This is a genomic window from Oceanicella sp., assembly GCF_056449545.1.
Window position 1 is genome coordinate 60,373 of sequence record NZ_JBWOMN010000086.1, and the last position, 18,286, is coordinate 78,658.

At 72.8% G+C, this 18,286-nt stretch carries 15 protein-coding genes; 8 read left to right on the plus strand and 7 right to left on the minus strand.

Annotated elements, in window-relative coordinates:
- Window positions 1–217: 217 nt before the first annotated feature.
- The 4 genes from AC1HC7_RS12115 to AC1HC7_RS12130 all read left to right on the plus strand — a co-directional run bounded on the left by AC1HC7_RS12115 (window position 218) and on the right by AC1HC7_RS12130 (window position 4,347).
- Window positions 218–1,864 carry a hypothetical protein gene (locus tag AC1HC7_RS12115; RefSeq protein ID WP_479497875.1) on the plus strand — a complete coding sequence of 549 codons (1,647 nt, stop codon included), beginning with the start codon at window positions 218–220 and terminating at the stop codon, window positions 1,862–1,864.
- Window positions 1,865–2,141: 277 nt separating this feature from the next.
- A complete protein-coding gene (locus AC1HC7_RS12120; protein ID WP_479497874.1) occupies window positions 2,142–3,071 on the plus strand; it encodes a class I fructose-bisphosphate aldolase in 930 nt (309 codons plus the stop codon).
- 107 nt (window positions 3,072–3,178) lie between these two features.
- Window positions 3,179–4,078 (plus strand): hypothetical protein, encoded by a 900-nt coding sequence (locus tag AC1HC7_RS12125; protein ID WP_479497873.1) that lies wholly within the window; start codon window positions 3,179–3,181, stop codon window positions 4,076–4,078.
- An 89-nt stretch (window positions 4,079–4,167) separates the two neighbouring features.
- A complete protein-coding gene (locus AC1HC7_RS12130; RefSeq protein WP_479499052.1) occupies window positions 4,168–4,347 on the plus strand; it encodes a hypothetical protein in 180 nt (59 codons plus the stop codon).
- Window positions 4,348–4,450: 103 nt separating this feature from the next.
- On the opposite strand, the gene AC1HC7_RS12135 is transcribed toward AC1HC7_RS12130, so the two are convergent.
- From AC1HC7_RS12135 to AC1HC7_RS12150, 4 genes are all read right to left on the minus strand, one after another.
- Window positions 4,451–4,888 carry a lasso peptide biosynthesis B2 protein gene (locus tag AC1HC7_RS12135; protein WP_479497872.1) on the minus strand — a complete coding sequence of 146 codons (438 nt, stop codon included), beginning with the start codon at window positions 4,886–4,888 and terminating at the stop codon, window positions 4,451–4,453.
- The gene (locus tag AC1HC7_RS12140) at window positions 4,885–6,723 is read right to left on the minus strand and encodes an ABC transporter ATP-binding protein (RefSeq protein WP_479497871.1); all 1,839 of its coding nucleotides are present in this window, start codon (window positions 6,721–6,723) and stop codon (window positions 4,885–4,887) included. The genes AC1HC7_RS12135 and AC1HC7_RS12140 overlap by 4 nt, the downstream gene beginning before the upstream one ends.
- A gap of 189 nt (window positions 6,724–6,912) precedes the next feature.
- Window positions 6,913–7,050 carry a hypothetical protein gene (locus tag AC1HC7_RS12145; protein WP_479497870.1) on the minus strand — a complete coding sequence of 46 codons (138 nt, stop codon included), beginning with the start codon at window positions 7,048–7,050 and terminating at the stop codon, window positions 6,913–6,915.
- 271 nt (window positions 7,051–7,321) lie between these two features.
- Window positions 7,322–8,857, minus strand: a complete 1,536-nt coding sequence (locus AC1HC7_RS12150; RefSeq protein WP_479497869.1) for a methyltransferase domain-containing protein — start codon at window positions 8,855–8,857, stop codon at window positions 7,322–7,324.
- Between the two features lie 180 nt (window positions 8,858–9,037).
- On the opposite strand from AC1HC7_RS12150, the gene AC1HC7_RS12155 reads away from it, so the two are divergent.
- Genes AC1HC7_RS12155 through AC1HC7_RS12165 form a run of 3 tightly spaced genes read left to right on the plus strand, consistent with a single transcriptional unit; the run spans window position 9,038 to window position 12,350 of the window.
- Window positions 9,038–10,090, plus strand: a complete 1,053-nt coding sequence (locus tag AC1HC7_RS12155; protein ID WP_479499053.1) for a hypothetical protein — start codon at window positions 9,038–9,040, stop codon at window positions 10,088–10,090.
- Window positions 10,087–10,416: a PqqD family protein gene (locus tag AC1HC7_RS12160; RefSeq protein WP_479497867.1), complete on the plus strand. Its 330-nt coding sequence runs from the start codon at window positions 10,087–10,089 to the stop codon at window positions 10,414–10,416. Before AC1HC7_RS12155 ends, AC1HC7_RS12160 begins: the two co-directional genes overlap by 4 nt.
- The gene (locus tag AC1HC7_RS12165) at window positions 10,413–12,350 is read left to right on the plus strand and encodes an asparagine synthase-related protein (protein ID WP_479497866.1); all 1,938 of its coding nucleotides are present in this window, start codon (window positions 10,413–10,415) and stop codon (window positions 12,348–12,350) included. The genes AC1HC7_RS12160 and AC1HC7_RS12165 overlap by 4 nt, the downstream gene beginning before the upstream one ends.
- A 115-nt stretch (window positions 12,351–12,465) precedes the next feature.
- Here AC1HC7_RS12165 and recR read toward each other — a convergent pair whose 3' ends face one another.
- Both recR and AC1HC7_RS12175 read right to left on the minus strand, forming a co-directional pair.
- On the minus strand, window positions 12,466–13,071 hold the full coding sequence (gene recR / locus AC1HC7_RS12170) for a recombination mediator RecR (protein ID WP_479497865.1): 606 nt from the start codon (window positions 13,069–13,071) through the stop codon (window positions 12,466–12,468).
- Window positions 13,072–13,314: 243 nt separating this feature from the next.
- Complete coding sequence (locus AC1HC7_RS12175; RefSeq protein WP_479499054.1) at window positions 13,315–15,084, minus strand: ABC transporter ATP-binding protein; 1,770 nt, start codon at window positions 15,082–15,084, stop codon at window positions 13,315–13,317.
- A 179-nt stretch (window positions 15,085–15,263) separates the two neighbouring features.
- On the opposite strand from AC1HC7_RS12175, the gene AC1HC7_RS12180 reads away from it, so the two are divergent.
- Window positions 15,264–16,466 carry a pyridoxal-phosphate-dependent aminotransferase family protein gene (locus tag AC1HC7_RS12180; protein ID WP_479496869.1) on the plus strand — a complete coding sequence of 401 codons (1,203 nt, stop codon included), beginning with the start codon at window positions 15,264–15,266 and terminating at the stop codon, window positions 16,464–16,466.
- Between the two features lie 236 nt (window positions 16,467–16,702).
- Here AC1HC7_RS12180 and AC1HC7_RS12185 read toward each other — a convergent pair.
- Window positions 16,703–18,286, minus strand: a 1,584-nt coding sequence (locus tag AC1HC7_RS12185) for a class I tRNA ligase family protein (protein ID WP_479499055.1), incomplete at its 5' end; no start/stop codon positions are given.

Here is an 18,286-nt window from a genome sequence, read left to right on the forward strand (position 1 = left end):
ACGCCGCGCGGCGCCCGGCTGGCGCCGGGGCGGGGCGCCGGACCCGCAGCCGGTCGCAAAACGACGACAATTGCACGGAAAGTCTTTTTTCGAGATCGAATCCCGGCGACACTGCCGCCGCCCCCGGGCCCGACCCCCGGCCCGGCGCGCGCCCGGCCCCGGCGCGGCGCCCCCGGAGCCGGGCGCCCGCCGGATCGACCATTGAAAGGAAAACCGGATGTTTCGCCAGACGCCCCGCCAGACCAGCAGATCCTCGCGTCGCGGCACGCGCGCGGGGTTTCTCGCCGCCTGTTCGCTGATCGCCGTTGCCGCCGCCGCGCCGCTCGCCGCCCAGCCGGCGCCCAAAGGCCCGATGATCTGGGACGCGTTCTCCATGCAATCGCTGTCGCGCTTCCTGGCGCAGACCGCGATCCTGTCGCTGCGCTCGACCATGGATCTGACCTACGAGGCGATGACCGTGTCGCCGGACGGGCGCGAGGTCGGCCTCACCGGGCTTGTGGTCCACCTGCCGCTGCCCGACAGTCCGGAGGGAACCTGCCCGGTCTCGGCGGACCGGCTGGACATTTCCAACCGTCAGGTCGGCGACAATTCAAGGGTGCATCTCGACTTCACCGGCGTGTCGGCGCCGCTGTCATGCCTGCCCGAGGAGGCCGCCGGCGGCGTGTCCATGGTCGGATATGACGCCATCATCGCCGATCTGATCTCGGTCGACCTTGCCTATGAAATGGGGTCGAGCGCGTTTGACTTCGCCATGCAGGCGGCATTGCGCAACGCCGGTGCGATCAGCGTGGAGGCCAATTTCGACTATGTCTGGCTGCGCGAGAATTTCGACGGCGACGACCCCGTGCCGGTGGCGATCCTGCGCGCCGCCTCGATTTCCTACGAGGAGGGCGGGCTGATCGGCCGCATCCGGCCCATCGTCCCGCCCGAAGCCTTCGATTTCGACGCCGCCGACGCCATCGTCGGCGGTTTCATGCGCCAGGCGCTGAGCGAGGGCGGGCAGCGCCCCCTGAGCCCCGAAGAATCGCAATTCGTCGACGCGGCCGCGGCGGCGGTGAAGCGGCTGCTCAACGAGGGCGGCAGGCTCACCATCGCCGCCGCGCCGGATCAGCCCATGCGCATCGATGAAAACACCCTCGACGCTTTCGAAGACCCGGCGGCGGCGATCACGGCGCTGTCGCTGACCGCCTCCGCCGCGCCCTCCGCCGACCCGGCGACGCTGCTGAGCGGCGCGGATCTGGCCGAGGCGATTCAGGGCGGCGCCCTGGCCGGCGCCAACCGGCGCGCCGCCGGGCTGGCGCTGCTGACCGGCGTCGGCGCGCCGCGCGCGACCGCGACCGGGGCCGCGTTGCTCGCCCCGCTGGCGCGCGAGGATGTCGGCGTGGCGGCGGCGCTGGCCCAAGCGCTGGCGGATCGCGACCCCGAGGCCGCCTACGCCCATGCGCTGTTCGCGGCCGGGGGCGGCGCCGACGGCGCCCCGGGGATGCGCGACAGCATCGAGGCCGGGCTGTCCACCGCCGCAATCCTGCGCGCGCAGGACGAGGCCGAGCCGACGACCGCGCCGCTGGACGCCGCCATGGCCGCCGCGGCCTCGGGCGGCCTGCCGGGCCTGCGCACGGCGGCGCTGGCCGCGGCCGCAGGGCTCGACGAACCGCGCAGCTATTCGCGGGCCTATCTTTACGCCACCCTGGCGGCGGCCAGCGGCGACGCCGCCTCGGCGGCGCTGCGCGACCGGATCGCGCGCCGCCTGACCCAGCTTGGCCCCGAGGACTGGCGCAAGCGCGAGGCGCTTCTGGACGCGGCGGCGCTTGACGTCTGGACCAGGGGCGAGCTTGTCGCGGCGCTCACCGGCCCGGCGCGTTAGCCGCCTCGCGGCGCGGTCCTGCGCGCGCCGCCGGACCGGCGGCGGCGTTCGCCCGTGGCGCCGCCGCGCAGGTCTGGCATGACGCGCGGCGCGCGATCGCCGGGACCTCACGCCCACTTGACCGCGACGACCGCGCCGGGTTAGGCGGATCGCCAGCGGCCCGGATCCACCGCGCGGATCCTGCCGCGGCACACGCCGAAAACCGCCCGCCCGCCCGCGCGAAACGCTCCGTCAAGCCGAACCGCGCAAGACATTTTCGAAACCGCCGAGGGAAGCCATGAAATCCACCCGCATCGTCCAGAAGATCCTGTCCCATTACGAATCCGACAACGCCGGCGTGAAAGGCAACCTGTGCCGCATGTTGATGAACGGCAAGCTCGGCGGCACCGGCAAGATGATCATTCTGCCCGTGGATCAAGGGTTTGAGCATGGCCCGGCGCGATCCTTCGCGCCCAATCCGGCGGCCTATGACCCGCATTACCACTACCAGCTGGCCATTGATGCCGGGCTCAACGCCTACGCCGCGCCGCTGGGCATGCTGGAGGCCGGCGCCGACACCTTCGCCGGGCAGATCCCCACCATCCTGAAGGTCAATTCCGCCAATTCGCTGATCCCGGACGAGGCGTTCAAGGATCAGGCGATCACCGCCTCGGTTGGCGACGCGCTGCGCATCGGCGCCGCCTGCATCGGCTTCACGATCTATCCTGGCTCCACGATGGGGCTTGAGATGTTCGAGGAGATCAGGGAGATGCGCGAGGAGGCCGCCGAGGCCGGCATCGCCACGGTGATCTGGTCCTATCCGCGCGGCGAGGCGCTGACCAAGGACGGCGAGACCGCCATCGACATCGCCGCCTACGCGGCGCAGATCGCGGCGTTGCTGGGCGCGCATATCATAAAAATCAAGCTCTCCACCGATCATCTGGAACTCGGCGAGGCCAAGAAGGTCTACGAGGCCGAAAACATCGACATCTCCAGCCAGGCCGCGCGGGTGCGCCACTGCATGCAGTCGGCGTTCAACGGGCGGCGGATCGTGGTGTTCTCGGGCGGCTCGAAGAAGGGCGCGAGCTCGGTCTATGACGACGCGCGCGCCATCCGCGACGGCGGCGGCAACGGGTCGATCATCGGGCGCAACACCTTCCAGCGCTCGCGCGAGGACGCGCTGAAGATGCTGGGCGACCTGATGGACATCTATCGCGGCAAGGCCTGAGCTTCCCGCCCTGACCCGGCGTCGATTGGCCGGCCTCCCGCGCGGAGGCCGGCTTTTCCGTCTGGCCGGCTTGTTTTCGGGGGCGGGGACTTTACCGGATATTCACCGTGACGGGGTTGACTGAGCGGGACATCAACCCGGACTGGAGCCCCGTCATGCCCGACCCCTCGCCGCCGCCCGTGGTCAGCCTGTGGATCGGCGGGCCGCTGAGCTTCATCGAACAGCTCTGCCTCGCCAGCCATGTGCGCGCCGGACATCGCGTGACGCTCTACAGCTATGAACCGATCCCGAACCTGCCCGAAGGCGTGCGCATCGCCGACGCGGGCGAGATACTCGAGGGCGACAACATCCTCACCCACGGGCGCACCGGCAGCCCGGCGCTGCAATCCGACCGGTTCCGGTTTCTGCTGCTGGCGGCGGAGCCCGGCGCGATCTGGGCCGACACCGACGCCCTGTGCCTGCGCCCGCTGACCCCGGTGGAGGGGCATCTGCATGGCTGGGAATCGCCGCACCGGATCAATGGCGGCGTGCTGGCCCTGCCGCCGGAAAGCGCGGCCCTTGCCGAGCTGCTGGATTTCACCGACGATCAGCATCCGATCCCGCCATGGTTCCCCGCCGATCAGCGGGCCGAACTGGCGCAGGCGCGCGACGCCGGCGCGCCGGTGCATGCGGGCGAACTGTCCTGGGGAATCTGGGGGCCGCAGGCGCTGACGCATTTCCTGCAGGCCACCGGCGAGGTCCGCTTCAGCCTTCCGACCGAGGCGCTGTATCCGATCCCTTTCGCCAAGCGCCGGCAATTGCTGAAACCGGGGCGCAGGGTGGACCGGCAGCTGAACGAGCGCACCCAGTCGGTGCATCTCTACGGGCGACGCCTGCGCGCGCGGCTGGTGGAGCGCGAAGGCGGGCTGCCTCACGAGGACAGCTATCTGGGCCGGGCGCTGCGGGATTACGGCATCGACCCGCGCGCCGCGCCGATCCGTCTGCCGCCGCGGCGCGAGGCCGCCTGACGCCAGCCGGCGGGGACCGGGGTTTGCGGCGGCCGCGCGCCGCCAGTCGCCGATCCGATGGCGCGAAGCTCCCTGCCGCGCCGCCCTGCATGCCGGACCTGAACCCGGTCGGCGATGTCTGGCGGTTCATGCGCGACGACAGGCGCGCCATCCCGGCCTTCCAGCGCTGCGGCGAACGCGCCGCCGCCCAGTGCGGCGAGGCCAGAAACCAGCTCACGGGCCAGCCAAGGCGCATCGCCTCGACCCCCCCGGAGGGCCAAGGCGCTTGAATTCCGAGCCTCGCGCATTGGCCAAGACATGGCAGCCGGCCTGCCCCCGTGCGCCCGGGACTCGCCCGCGCGGGCGCCCGCCAGGACAACGGCCGGCGCGCCCTCAGCCGCCGTCGGCGTCGTCAAACGCCGCCAGACCGGCCTCGATCCTGCCGCCGGTGACGATTTCGCCGCCGCAGGTCAGCCAGGCATGGGCGACGAGATCGCCCGCCCCGTCGCGCCGCGCGCCGAGGCGCAGCGCGCTGTCCCGGCCCTCGGCCTCCAGCCACATCTTTCCGGCCAGCGCCTGCACCAGACAATCCGAACGCCAGGGCAGGCGGCGCGACACCGCCAGCAGCGCCCAGCGGATCGCCGCGTTCGGGGTCGCCGCCCGCCGGCCCGGCTTTGGCGCGGGCGCGCGCAGCCGCGCCATGATCCCGGGCGCGTCAAGTCGCAGATGCAGCGCCTTGGCGCGCAGCAGCAGGCCCGCGGCGCGCAGCAAGTGCCGCCATTCCGCCGCCGTCAGCCGCCATAGCCGCGAAACCCGACGCCTTGCGGTCATGAGCGACCGCCCGCGCCCGGCGCCGCGTCCGGCCCCGGCCCCGAAGCCGCCCCGGTTTCCGCGCCCGCCACGCCGTCGCCCGCGGCGGCCATCCGGCCGAGAAAGCCGTGGGCGCTCATCTGCGCCGCCGAACCCTGCGCCGTAAGGCGGCCTTCCTCGATCACCGCGATGCGATCCACCCAGCGCACCGAGGACAGGCGGTGGGCGATCACCAGAATCGTCATTTCGCCGCGCAGCTCGGCCAGCCGTCCGACGATCGCCGCCTCGTCGAGCGGGTTCATGGCGCTGGTGGCCTCGTCGAGCACCAGGAAGCGCGGCGCGCGCAGGATGGCGCGGGCAAGGCAGATCCGCTGCCGCTCGCCCGCCGAAAGCAGATCGCCGCGATCGCCGACCAGCGCGTCGAGCCCGCCGGGCATTTTCTTCGCCCGCGCCGAAAACCCCACCAGATCGAGCGCCGCCCACAGCGCCGCGTCGTCGCGCCGCGCGCCGCCCATGGCGAGGTTGGCGCGCAGCGTGTCGGGAACCAGGAAGTCATCGCGGCTGACCAGCGCCACAGCGCCGCGCCACGCCGCCAGATCCGTTTCCTTCAGCGCCACGCCGTCCACCTCCAGCGCGCCCCGGTCCGGGGGCAGAAGCCCGCAAAGCATGTCCGCCAGCGTGGTCTTGCCGGCCCCCGACAACCCCAGCAGCGCCGTCGCCTGTCCGGCGGGCAGGTCCAGCGACACCCCGTCCAGCGCCGGGACCGAGGCGCCCGGATAGGCGTAGCTCAGCCCCTTCGCGGCAATCCGCGGCGGCCCGGCGGCGGCGATCGCGGCGACGCCTTCGGCGCGCGGTTCGGCGGCGGCGCGGAATTCGGCCACCTGGCGTTCGTATTCGGCGAAGGCGCCGGAGGTTGCGATCAGTTCCTGCATCAGCGAATGCGCCGCCATCAGGCGCGGCAGCAGGCGCATGAACAACACCACGATCACCGCGCCCTCGCCCAGCGTCATGGACGACCCGGCGGCGAACCAGATGATCGCCGCCAGCGCCAGCGCGCCGCCAAGCTGGTGCACCAGATCCGATTGCAGCCCGATCAGCGCCACCCGCCGCGCCATGTCCGCCTGCCGGCGCGACACGGCGTCGAAATCGCTGGCGCCCGATCCGCCGCCCCGCCCGGCGCCCAGAAACCGGTCAAGCTTCAGGTTGTCGAGATAGCGCGCCACATGGTCGTAGAGCCGCTGGGTGACGCGAAAGGTCTCTCGGCTCTGGCGGGCGATTCGCCGGTCGAACCACAGCATGGGCAGGGCCAGCGCCGCCACCACCAGCGCCACGATCGCCACCATGCGCGCATCCACCGCCAGCGCCAGCCCGCCGGCCACCAGCGCCACGCTCGCCGCCACCGCCAGCCGCAGGGTGATGTCGACCCCGTAGGCAAGCTCGTTCGGGGCCATGGACAGGGCGTGGTGCAATTCGGCGCGCCGGGCGCCCTGCACATGGTCCCAGCGCGCGGCCGAGACTGCGCGGTAAAGCCGCATGCGCAGCTTGTGCAACAACCCGCTCATGATCCGCCCGGAGACCACGCCAAAGGCGAAAGTGGCAAGCGCGCGCCCCGCCACCGCCAGCAGGAACAGCCCCAGCAGCATGTTGAACGAAGGCGGCGCGCCCAGCGCGCCTTCGATCCACAGGAACGGGCCGGATTCGGTCGCGCCGTCGAGCCCGGCGATGGAGACCAGCCCCGCGAGGCTCACCAGCCCCAGCCCCTCGGTGGCGGTGAGCAGCGCCAGCAGCGCCAGTCCCATGGCGCTGCCGCGCGGCTCCAGCGACAGGATCAGGCGGATGAATTTCAGCGCCGCCACGCGCGCGCCTCCGACCGCTCGGCGCGCCGGAAGCGCGCCGGAAAACGCCCCGGGCAGCCCAAAAGACAGCGCGACCTCCAGATTCGGGAGGCCGCGCTGTCTTTTGATCCGCTGTCCATGTTCACTGATGCGCGCCCGGATCCGCGCCCGGATCCGCGCCCCGGCGCCAAGCCTACGCGGCGCCTGAGGTCAGGAGCATTTCGCCGTGCTGCCGAACGCCGCGTAGCCGCAGGCGTCGCCCGGGTTCTTCGGCTTGCCGTTCCCCATGGTGACGGTCTTGACGGCGACCTTCTTCAACGCCGGCGCCTGCCAGGCTTTCTTGTGCATTTCCATACCTCGCTATCAAAGCGTCCCCGGTGCGCGAACGGTATCAGCTAGCCTTGGGTTATTAAAGCACTACTTCGGATTTGCGGCAGGCGTTGGGCGTGATTCCGGTCGCCGGATGCAGCGCCGCATTGCTGAACCAAATCCAACGGTTGCATGCGGTTGCGAGCGCGATTCGCAATCGGTGGGGCATTGGGCGCAGGCCTGCGTTCCCATTGATTGCGCATGCGGTCGTAGGATTTGGATTTTTGCGGGGAAATGCGGCGAATTGCAGTCATCCCAAGGCGCCGAACCGGCGCAGTTGCGCTAGCGGCGCGCCGAGAAACGCCGCGGCGGATCGCCGCAGTTCGGCCTGCGCCAGCCGCCGCGCGAGCCCCTCCGCCCCCTGCGCGCCGGCATCGGGTCCGGCGCCGGCCCGGGCAAGCGCCTCGGCGCCCGGCGCGGTGCCGGGCGGATGCGCGAAGACCGCGTGCAGAAACCGCATGTCCTGCGCTGCGACCTCGATCCCGGCGCCGAGGGCCGGCGCCGCGAGGGCGCGCAGCCCCTGCCCCGCCGCCGCCAGCGCCGCGAAGACCGCGTTGAGCCGCGCGCAGGCCGGCGCGGCCGCCGCCGCCTCGGCCTCCGGGGGCGCCGGGGCGACGAGCCCGGCGCCGATCAGCACCGCGACCCGTTCGGCCAGCGATTCGGGCGTCGCGGCGAGCGTCGCCGCGACCTCGGCCAGCCTGCAGGCGCGGCGCGGCGACAGCGCCGCGATCAGCGGGTCGTAGGCCGCGCGCGAAAGACACGCCGCGCCGAGCAGCCCCTCGACGCGATGATCGAAGTGATCGGGGTCGTCGGCCAGCTGCAGACGCAGATCGCCCAGCGGCGGGGCGGCGGCGGGGCCGCCCTCGCGGATGAAGTGGTCGGCGCGAGTCAGGCGGCGGCTCAGCAGATCGGCCAGTTCGGCGCGCAGCCACGGATCCGGCGCGGCGTCGATCAAGGCCTGCTGGTCGGGCGAAAAATCCAGATCCCGCGCCAATCGCGCCGGATCGGCGGGGGCCAGCCGGGTCAGGCCCGCCGGGCGCAGCCGGGCGCCGAGATCGCGGATGGACCCCGGCGCCCACTCGGCCCCGAACCAGTCCCGCGCCGCCAGCGCCGGGGGCAGCGCGCGCAGCTGCGCCAGATGCGCGTCGAACCCGCCATAGGCGCGAAACAGCCCGTGGCATTGGCGCAGCGCCGCTTCCAGATCGGCCAGCGCCGCCTTGGCGCGGGCCGCGTCGGGCATGTCGTCGGGCAGCGCCAGCCAGCGGTTGCGGGCGAGCTGACGCAGGGGCGCCTCCTCGGCGGCGCCGGGCATCACCGCGTGCAGCAGGTGGAACACCCCGCCGGGCGCAAGCTTGCGGGCCAGCAGGCCGACGATGGCGGCCCGCCCGGCCTGCCCGGTCAGGCTCCACCCCGCCGGCATGGCGATCAGGTCGAACATCGGCAGGTCGTCGCGGTTGCAGAACGCCACCAGATCGGCGCAGGCGATGTCGATGCGCAGCCCCGCGGCGGCGGCGACGCCGCGGGCCGCCGCCGCCTCGGTTTCATCCGCCGTCACGCCGTGGCATCGGACGCCCATGGCGGCGAGGATGGCCAGCGTCACCCCGCGCCCGCACCCCAGATGCAGGACGCGGCGCAGGGGGCGCGCCGGGACCCCGGCCAGCGTCAGGGTCGCCGCGACGCGCGCCGGGGCCATGGCGTTGCAGCAGCCCCAATACCCGGGCGCGCCGGCGACATAGGGGATCGGGGCGGGGTCGGCGGCGGGGAAAGCGGGCGCGTCGGGTTGCATGGGCGGCGCCTCGGTTGATCCAGCGGAGCGATTGTGCCACGACCAATAGCCGAAGGCGCGGGGCCGGAACAAGCCGTCCCCCGGACCCGGGCCGCCCCCGGTCGAGACCCCGGCCCCGGACCGGAGCCCAGGCCCGATCCAGGACCCGGCCCGGCCTTTGGTCAATTCGGAGCCCGCCAGATGCCCCCTGCGCCGCGCGCACCGCACAGCGACGACGAACCGCCCGCATGCGGCGCGCGGGGCGATCGCCACGCCGTTCCCCCGGCGGCGCGCCACAGATTCGCCGCCAACGGGCTGGTCTACGCCTCTGCCTGGCCGGCGCCGGGGATGCGCGCGGCGCCGGCGGCGACCCCGCCCGACGCCCCGCCCGGCGCCCCGCCCGACGTGATCGTGATCCCGGGCGAGATCCCGCCGGCGCCGCTCGCCGCCGCGCCGCAGGCCGGGGATTGCCGCCTGCCCGGCCCGGGACGGATCGTCATCGAGGACGCCGCATTTCGGGTGCTGGTCGAGGAGGGGGCGCGGGTCACGCTGGATCTCGGCCCTGCGGTGGGGTCCGGCCAGATCAGCCTGCTGATCGGCTACGCCGCGACCTCGGTGCTGCTGCACCAGCGCGGCGGGCTGCCGCTGCACGCGGCGGCGGCGGTGGGCCCGGGGGGCGGGGCGGCGCTGTTTCTCGGCGGCGCGGGCGCGGGCAAGTCGACGCTGGCGGCGGCGCTGGCGGGGCGCGGCTGGGTGCTGGCGGGCGACGATCTGATCGCGCTGGAGGACGCGCCCGCGCCGGCCATTCACCCCGCCATCTCGGCGGTGAAGCTCTGGCCCGACAGCGCCGGGGCGCTGGGCGCCGGCGCCATGGGCGCGGCCATCGCGGTCGAGGGCCTGTCCAAGGACGTGGTGGCGCTCGCCCCCGACGCGGCGCGCGACCCGCGCTGGCCAGCCCCGCTGAACGCGATTTTCGCGCTCGACTGGCTGCATCCCAGCGACGCGGCGCCTGAGCTTGACCGATTGTCGCCGCTCGACGCCCTGCCGCATCTGCTGGGCGCCGTCCATCGCCCGGCCCTGATGCGCGCGCTGGGGCGAGAGGCTGAAATCATGTCCCGCCTCGCCGCCGTCGCCGCAGCTGTGCCTTGCCATCGCCTGAAGCGTCCGCGATCCTATGCCGGCATGGCGGCGACGCTGGCGCTGATCGCCCAAGCCGCCGCGCCCTTGGCGCCAGATGACACGAGACCCGCATGACCGCCCCCCGATCCGAACCGCAACCAGAGATCCTGCGCCGCCGCCCCGGCGTGCTGGAGGCCCGCGTCAGCGCCGAGGAACTCGTGCTGCTCGGCCCCGACAGCGGCGCCTATCTGGGGCTGAACGCGGTGGCCGCCGACATCTGGGCCAAACTGGCCGAACCCTGCGGGCTGGTCGATCTGGTGGCGGCGCTGGCCGAGGAGTACGACGCGCCGCCGGCGCGGATCGAGGCCGACATCGCGCCGTTCCTGGCCGAGTTGCTCGCCGACGGGGTGATCGAGACCCGCCCCCCCGGCGCGCAGGACCCGGGGCCGGAAGGCGATTGAGCGGGCGGCAACGGCATTTTTTCGGGGCCTTCGATCCGCGCGGTCGTGCGGCGCCGCTCGACGCCGCTTTCGCCGCCATGGCGGCGCCGCTGGCCGCGCCGCGATGGCTGACGCGGGACGCCGCGCCGGGCCCGCATCTGCGGATCGGGCTGCGCGCGCACCGGATCGGCGAGGCCGCGCCGGGCGCGGACCTACTGGCCCCGATGACGGCCCGGCTCGGCGATCTGTTCGCCTATGGCGAAGCGACGCTGTTCAACGCCCCGACGCCCGGGCGCAGGGCGGACCCCGCGCATCCCGCCCCCGTCAGGGCCAACGACGAAAGCGATCTGGCGCCGGTCGCCCGGCTTGCCGGGCTTGCCGGGGGCGACGGCGCGCTCGGCGCGGCGCTGGCCGGCGTCGAGGGCGATTTCGCGCTGGCGCTCTACGATCCGCGCGCGGCGACGCTGGTTCTGGCGCGCGATCATTTCGGCCATGCGCCGCTTTGGCTGGCGCGGCGCGGCGACGGCGTGACCCTGTTCGCCACCTCGCCGCACTGCCTGCTGAACGCGCCCGGGGTGAGCCGCGCGCCGGACCCGGCCTCGCTGGCGCTGTTCCTGGCGATCCGTTCGCCGGGCGCCGGGCATTCCTTTTTCGCCGACATCGCCGAGGTCGCGCCGGCCAGCGTCCTGCGTCTCGGCCTCGAGGGCGGGCGCGCCCGGCGCTACTGGCGCCCGGCGCCGGACACCGCCCTGGCCGACCTGCCCGACGCCGAGATCCTGGACGCGGTGCGCGCCCGCGCCGAGACCGCGATCCTGTCGCGGGCGCCGCGCGGCGCCGCGCCGGCGCTCACGTTCTCGGGCGGGCTCGATTCGGCGCTGATCGCCGCGGTGCTGGCGCGGCGGGGGCCGGTGAACGCCTTCTGTTCGGTGCTGCCCGCGGGCGCCGACCCGGCGCTCAGCGACGAACGCGCCCATCAGCAGGCGCTGAGGGCGCGCTGGCCCGGCGTCACGCTGCATGAGGTGACGGCCGGGGACGCCGATCCGCTCGCCCCCGCCGGTTACTGGTGGGACAAGGCGGCGGCGCCGAACCCGGACGTGATGCATGTCACCTCGCTGCTGCTGGCGCGCGCCGTGGCGGCGCGGGGCGGCGCGGCGCTGCTCAACGGCTTTGGCGGCGATTTCGCACTGTCCTCCCATGGCGACCCGGCGCTGTTCGAATGTCTGATGCAGGGGCGGCTCGCCGCCCTGGGGCCGGAGATCGCCCGCCGCCGCGCCGCCGGGGGGCGGCTGCGCAACATTCTCATCGGCGGGTTTCTGAAGCCGCTGGCGCTTTACGACTGGCATCGCGCGCGCCATCCCGGCGCCGGGGCGGCGCATCTGCCCGGGGGATTGCGCGACAAGCCGCACTGGCGCGCCCGCCTCGCCGAGGCCGGCGGCTCGCTGCATGAACGCTTCGCGCAAAGCCTCGCCGCCGAGGAGGCCGCGGCGCTGGCTCATCTGCCCGCCTGGGCCGTGCAGGATCACGATCTGCCGGGCGGGCGGCGGGTGGCGCAGCGCACGCCGCTGCTCGACGCGCGACTGATCGGCGCGGTGCTGGCGACGCCCGCGCGCCTGAAGCTGGGCCGCGCCCCGGACGGCGCCTGGCGCAACCGCGCGCTGATTCGCTCGTTGCTGCGTCCGCTGGTCCCCGCCTCGATCGCCGAGCGCGTCGACAAGGACCTGTTCCAGCCGGATTTCGCCCGGCTCATGGCCGCCGCCCTGCCGCGCATGCGTCGCGAGGCCCGCGCCTTTTCCGACGATCCGCTGTGGCGCGAAATGGTGGACCCGGCGCGCTACGACGCGGCGCTCGAGGCGGCGCGCCGCGCGCCCCCCGCGCAACTGCTGTCCCATGCCAACGGGGTGATGCTGCCCTGGTTCCTCGGCGCGTTTCTGATGCGATGCGGCCAGCGCCCCTGACGATCCCGCGCCCGGATGTCAATGGCCGCCGCCCGCCCGTCACCCGGCCCCGACGGGCCGCCGCCCGCTGGGCCGCGCCGACAGCGCCGACGCGCGCCGGGTCCCGGCCTCCGGGCTACAGCGCCCGGCGCAGGCGCAACGCCGCGCTGATGGTGCCCTCGTCGAGATAATCCAGCTCGCCCCCCACCGGCACCCCCTGCGCCAGCGAAGTCACCTCCACCCCCGCCAGCATCCCGGCGATGTAATGCGCCGTGGTCTGGCCGTCGATGGTGGCCGAAAGCGCGAGGATCACCTCCGACACGCCCGCGCCCGCCCGCGCCGCCAGCTTGGGCAGGCGCAGTTCCTCGGGGCCGATCCCGTCGAGCGCCGACAGCACGCCGCCCAGCACGTGATACCGCCCCCTGAACGCGCCGGCCCGCTCCATGGCCCAGAGGTCCGCGACATCCTCCACCACGCAGATCACCCCCGCGTCGCGTCGCGGATCGAGACAGACCGCGCAGAGATCCCCCGCGCCGATATTGCCGCATTCGACGCAAGGGCGCACCGCGCGCCCGACCTCGGCCAGCGCCTCGGCCAGCGGTGTCAGCAGCGCCTCGCGCTTCTTCACCAGATGCAGCGCCGCGCGCCGGGCCGACCGCGGCCCCAGCCCGGGCAGCCGGGCCAGCAGCTCGACAAGCCGCTCGATCTCCGCTCCCGCGCCGCCGCCCTGCGGACGCTCCATGGTCATGCTCCCGTTTTGTTCCCGTTTCGCAGGCTGACGCGGCCGGCCGCCGGGGTCAAGCGCCGCGCCGAACCCCGCCAGCCGGACCCCGCCAGCCGAACCCCGCCAGCCGGACCCCGCCAGCCAGTCGGAGCGCCGGCCAAAGGCGCGCGCCCGCCACAGGCGCATGCCGCGCGGCCCCCCGCCTCCGAAGCGGCGGCCAAGGGCGCGGCGTTGCGGCGGGGGCTTGCGCGCCGACGCCGATCAGCCGTCGCGGAACTGCAGGCGGTGCAGATCGGCGTAAAGCCCGCCGCCCGCGAGCAGGTCCTCGTGACGGCCCTGTTCGACGATGCGCCCCCTGTCCATGACCACGATCAGATCGGCGTCGCGGATGGTGGACAGCCGATGCGCGATCACGAAGGTCGTGCGCCCGGCCGCCAACCGCTCCAGCGCCGCGCGCACCGCGTTCTCGCTTTCCGCGTCCAGCGCGCTGGTGGCCTCGTCCAGCAGCAGGATCGGCGCGTCGCGCAGGATCGCGCGGGCGATGGTCAGGCGCTGGCGCTCGCCGCCGGAAAACCGCCCGCCGCGGGGGCCGGCGACGGTGTCGTAGCCCTCGGGCAGCGCCTCGATGAAATCCGCGGCATGGGCGGCGCGGGCGGCGGCGGCGATGGCGGCGCGATCGGCGCCGGGGCGCCCGAATCCGATGTTGCGCGCCACGGTGTCGTCGAAGATCACCGCCTCCTGGCTGACCACCGCCACCTGATCGCGCAGGCTGGCCAGCGTCACCTCGCGCACGTCCACGCCGTCGATCAGCACCCGCCCGCCGGTCGCGTCGTAAAGTCGCGGCACCAGGTTGAAGATCGTCGACTTCCCGGCCCCCGAACGCCCCACCAGCGCCACCCGCGCCCCCGCCGGCACCGTGAGATCGACGCCGCTCAGCGCCCGCGATCCGTCGTCATAGGCGAAGCTGACGTCTTCGAACCGGATCTCGCCCTTGACGCGCGGCAGCGCCGCCGCCCCGGGCCGGTCGGCGATCCTGGGCGCCGCGTCCAGCAAATCAAAGATCCGCTCCGCCGCCGAGGCCCCCTGCAGCACCATCGCGTAAAGGTTGCCGAAAGCGCGCAGCGGCTGCCCGGCGATCAGGAAGGCGGACACGAAAGCCATGAATTCGCCGATGGTGTTGGTCCCGGCCGCGATGCGCATGCCGATGACGTAGAACACCGCCGCCAGGCCGATCCCGGCCAGCGCCTCCAGCGTCGGGTCGATGCGGGCCTTCTGATCGGCGGCGCGCACCTTGAGTTCGCGCAGCGCCTCGAAGCTCTCGCCGGCGCGCTCGTTGAGGTAGTCCTCCAGCCGGTAGGTCTTGGCCAGACGGATGCCCGACAGCCCCTCGTTGATGCGGGCGGTCATCTGCGCCGCCTCCTGCTGGGACCGCTTGGCGATGCGCCGCAGCCGCTGTCCGATGGCGGCGATGGGCAGCGCGGCGAGCGGCAGCGCGATCAGCGCGTACAGCGTCAGCTCCCAGTCGATCCACAGCAGCGAGCCCAAGAGCCCGATCACCGTCAGCCCGTCGCGAATCAGCGCCGTCACCAGCTTTTCCACGGCGCCGCGCACATAGGCGATGTCGGTGGTGAACCGGCTGGCCATGGCCGCCGGGGCCTCGCGGTCCAGCATCGCCAGATCGGCGCGCACCAGCGTCGCGTACATCGCCCGCTGCATGCGCGCGTCGATCTCGGCCAGCATGGAATTGGTCAGCAGGCGATGCGCGTAGAGCGCGCCGGATTTCAGCGTCACCGCGACGATCACCACGATCGGGGCCACGGTGATCACCTCCACGGCCTTGCTCTCGAACCCGTCCAGCGCCCATTTGATCACCACCGGGTAGATCGCCGTGGACCCGGCCACCAGCCCGATCAGCCCCAGATTGACCAGCAGCATCCGCCAATGCGGCGCCAGCCAGTCGCGCCACAGCCGCGCCATGATCGGCCAGACCCGCGCGTCGGGCGCGGCGCCGGTTGCTGCCGGTTTGCTCATCTGGATCGCCTGCGCCTCGTTGCTGCGGCTTGCGGCCCCGGCGCGGGGCGCCGCGCGGCCGTTTCCTGTTCAAGCCTTGTTACCGGCGCCGAAAATGGCCTAGCTGGGCGGCGAAGACCAGACCCATGGTCCCGACCTCAAATCCCGGCCCCACCCGGGCCACCAAGCGAGGCAAGCCGATGTCGCTCCGTTTCGGACGAGAATTCCTGTCCATCCCCGGCCCCAGCGTCATGCCCGACCGGGTGCTCGCCGCCATGCACCGCCCGGCGCCCAACATCTACGAGGGCGATCTGATCGACACCGTTGACGGCATCCTCGCTGATCTCGCCCGCGTGGCCCGCAGCCGGACCGCAAGGCCGATCATCTACGTCGCCAACGGCCACGGGGCCTGGGAAGCGGCGATCGCCAACATGTTTTCGCGCGGCGACAAGGCGCTGGTGCTGAACGCCGGGCGCTTCGGCGCCGGCTGGGCCGAGATGGCGGCGGTCATGGGCGTCGAGGTCGAGATGATCAGCGACGGCGAACGCCGCGCGCTCGATCCCCGGAAACTCGAACAGCGCCTGCGCGCCGATCGCGGGCACGAGATCAAGGCGGTGCTGGCGGTGCAGGTGGACACCGCCTCCTCGGTCACCCAGGACATCCCGGCGGTTCGCGCCGCCATCGACGCCGCCGGCCATCCGGCGCTGCTCGGCGTGGACTGCGTCGCCTCGCTGGGCTCGATCCCCTTCGAGATGGAGGCCTGGGGCGTCGACGTGATGGTCGGCGGCAGCCAGAAAGGGCTGATGACCCCGCCGGGGCTGGGGCTGGTGTTCGTCGGCCCGCGCGCCTGGGACGCGGCGCAGGGCGATCTGGTCACCTCGTATTGGGATTGGCGCAAGCGCGGCGATCCGCAGATGTTCTACCAGCGGTTCTGCGGCACCTGCCCCACCCATCACATCTTCGCGCTGCGCGAGGCGCTGACCATGCTGCTCGAGGACGAGGGCCTGGAGGCCGCCTGGCGTCGCCATGCGATCATCGCCGGGGCGGTGCGCGCCTGCGCCGCGCGCTGGGTCGAGGGCGGCGCGCTGGACTTCAACGTCGAATCCCCGGATCAGCGCGCCGACGTGGTGACCACCCTGCTGGCGCGGGGCTTCGATCCCGAAGCCATGCGCCGCTTCGCCCATGCGGAACTGGGGCTGGTGCTTGGCGTCGGTCTCGGCGAATTCTCCGGCGGGGCGTTTCGCATCGGCCATATGGGGCATGTGAATCCGCCGATGATCATGGGAACGCTGGGCGCGACCGAGATCGCGCTCGCCGCCGGCGGCGTGCGCTTTGACAGCGGCCTCGCCGAGGCCGCCGAGCATATCGCCGCGCATGTCACCCCCGCCGCGCCCGGGGGCTGACGCCGGCCGTCGGGCGTGAAAGCCGCGATGCGGCGAAGCCGCGAGGGCGCCCCCTGACGGGAGGCGCCCCGTCAGGGGCGAAGGGCGGGCGGGGGCGAAGGGCGGGCGGGGGCGAGGGACGGGCGAGGGCGAAGGGCGGGCGAGGGACGGGCGGGCGTGGTTTGTCCTTGGCGCTCCGGGCGCGACGCAGGACGCCGCCGCCCCCATCACATGCCCCCCCATCACATGCCCCCCGATCACATGCCCCCGATAGCCGCCTGCAGCGCCGCGTCGCAGCGCCCGCAGACGCCTTCATGGGCGTGGCTGCCCACATCCGGCAGGATCTTCCAGCAGCGCTGGCATTTTTCGCCCTCGGCCAGCGCCGGAACCACCGCCACGCCGGGCACGTCGTCGAGCCGGAAGGCGTTTTCAGGCCCCTCGCCCGCCACCACCGAGATCCCCGAGGTGATGCACAGCTTGGCGAAATCCAGCGACTCCAGCAACGCCCTGGTCGCCGCATCGGACACATGCACCACCGGCGCCGCCTCCAGCGAGGCGCCGATGCGCTTGTCGCGGCGCTCGATTTCCAGCGCCCCGGTGACCACGCGGCGCACGGCGCGGATGGTGTCCCAGCGCGCGCTCAGCCGCTGATCGCGCCAATAGGGCGTTTCCGGGAAATCCTGCAGATGCACCGACCCGCCGGCCTCGCCGTGGCGTGACAGCCAGACCTCCTCCATGGTGAAGCACAGGATCGGCGCCAGCCAGGTGGTCAGGCGCCTGAAGATCTCGTCCAGCACCGTCAGGCAGGCGCGCCGCGGGAGGCTGTCGGGCGGGTCGCAATAGAGCGCGTCCTTGCGGATATCGAAATAGACCGAGGACAGCCCGACGGTGCAGAACTGGAACAGCGACTGGAACACGGCCGAGAATTCGTAGTTTTCGTAGCCCCGGCGCACTTCTTCGTCCAGTTCCGACAGCCGGCTCAGCACCCAGCGTTCGATTTCCGGCATGTCCTCGACCGCCACCCGGTCGGATTCGGAGAAATCCGTCAGGTTGCCGAGCAGAAACCGCATGGTGTTGCGCAGGCGGCGGTAGCTGTCGGCGACGCCCTTGAGGATCTCCGGCCCGATGCGCTGATCGGCGGTGTAGTCGGTCTGGGCCACCCACAGGCGCAGGATGTCGGCGCCGTATTGCTTGACCACGGTCTCGGGCACGATGGTGTTGCCGAGCGATTTCGACATCTTCATGCCCTTGGCGTCGAGCGTGAAGCCATGGGTCAGCACGCCTTCATAGGGCGCGCGGCCCCGCGTGCCGCAGGCCTGCAGCATCGAGGAATGGAACCAGCCGCGATGCTGGTCGGTGCCCTCCAGATACAGGCTCGCGGGCCAGATGCCGTCGGCGCGGTCGCGCATGACGAAAGCGTGGGTGGATCCGGAATCGAACCACACGTCGAGGATGTCGCCGACCTTGGTCCAGGCTTGCGGGTCCACGCCCTCGATCCCGGTCAGGAATCGGTCCCGGGCGTTGTCCTCGAACCAGGCGTCGGCGCCTTCTTCGCGAAAGGCTTCGACGATGCGGGCGTTGACCGTCTCGTTGCGCAGGATCTCCACCTGACCGGGGCCGGTCTCGCGCATGAAGCAGGTGAGCGGCACCCCCCAGGCGCGCTGGCGGCTCAGCACCCAGTCCGGGCGCGCCTCGATCATCGAATGCAGCCGGTTGCGCCCGGATTTCGGGGTCCAGGTCACCAGTTCGTCGATCGAGGTCAGCGCGCGCGCGCGGATCGTGTCGCCGTAATCGCCCATGCCGTCATCGAGCTTCTTGTCGATGGCGACGAACCATTGCGG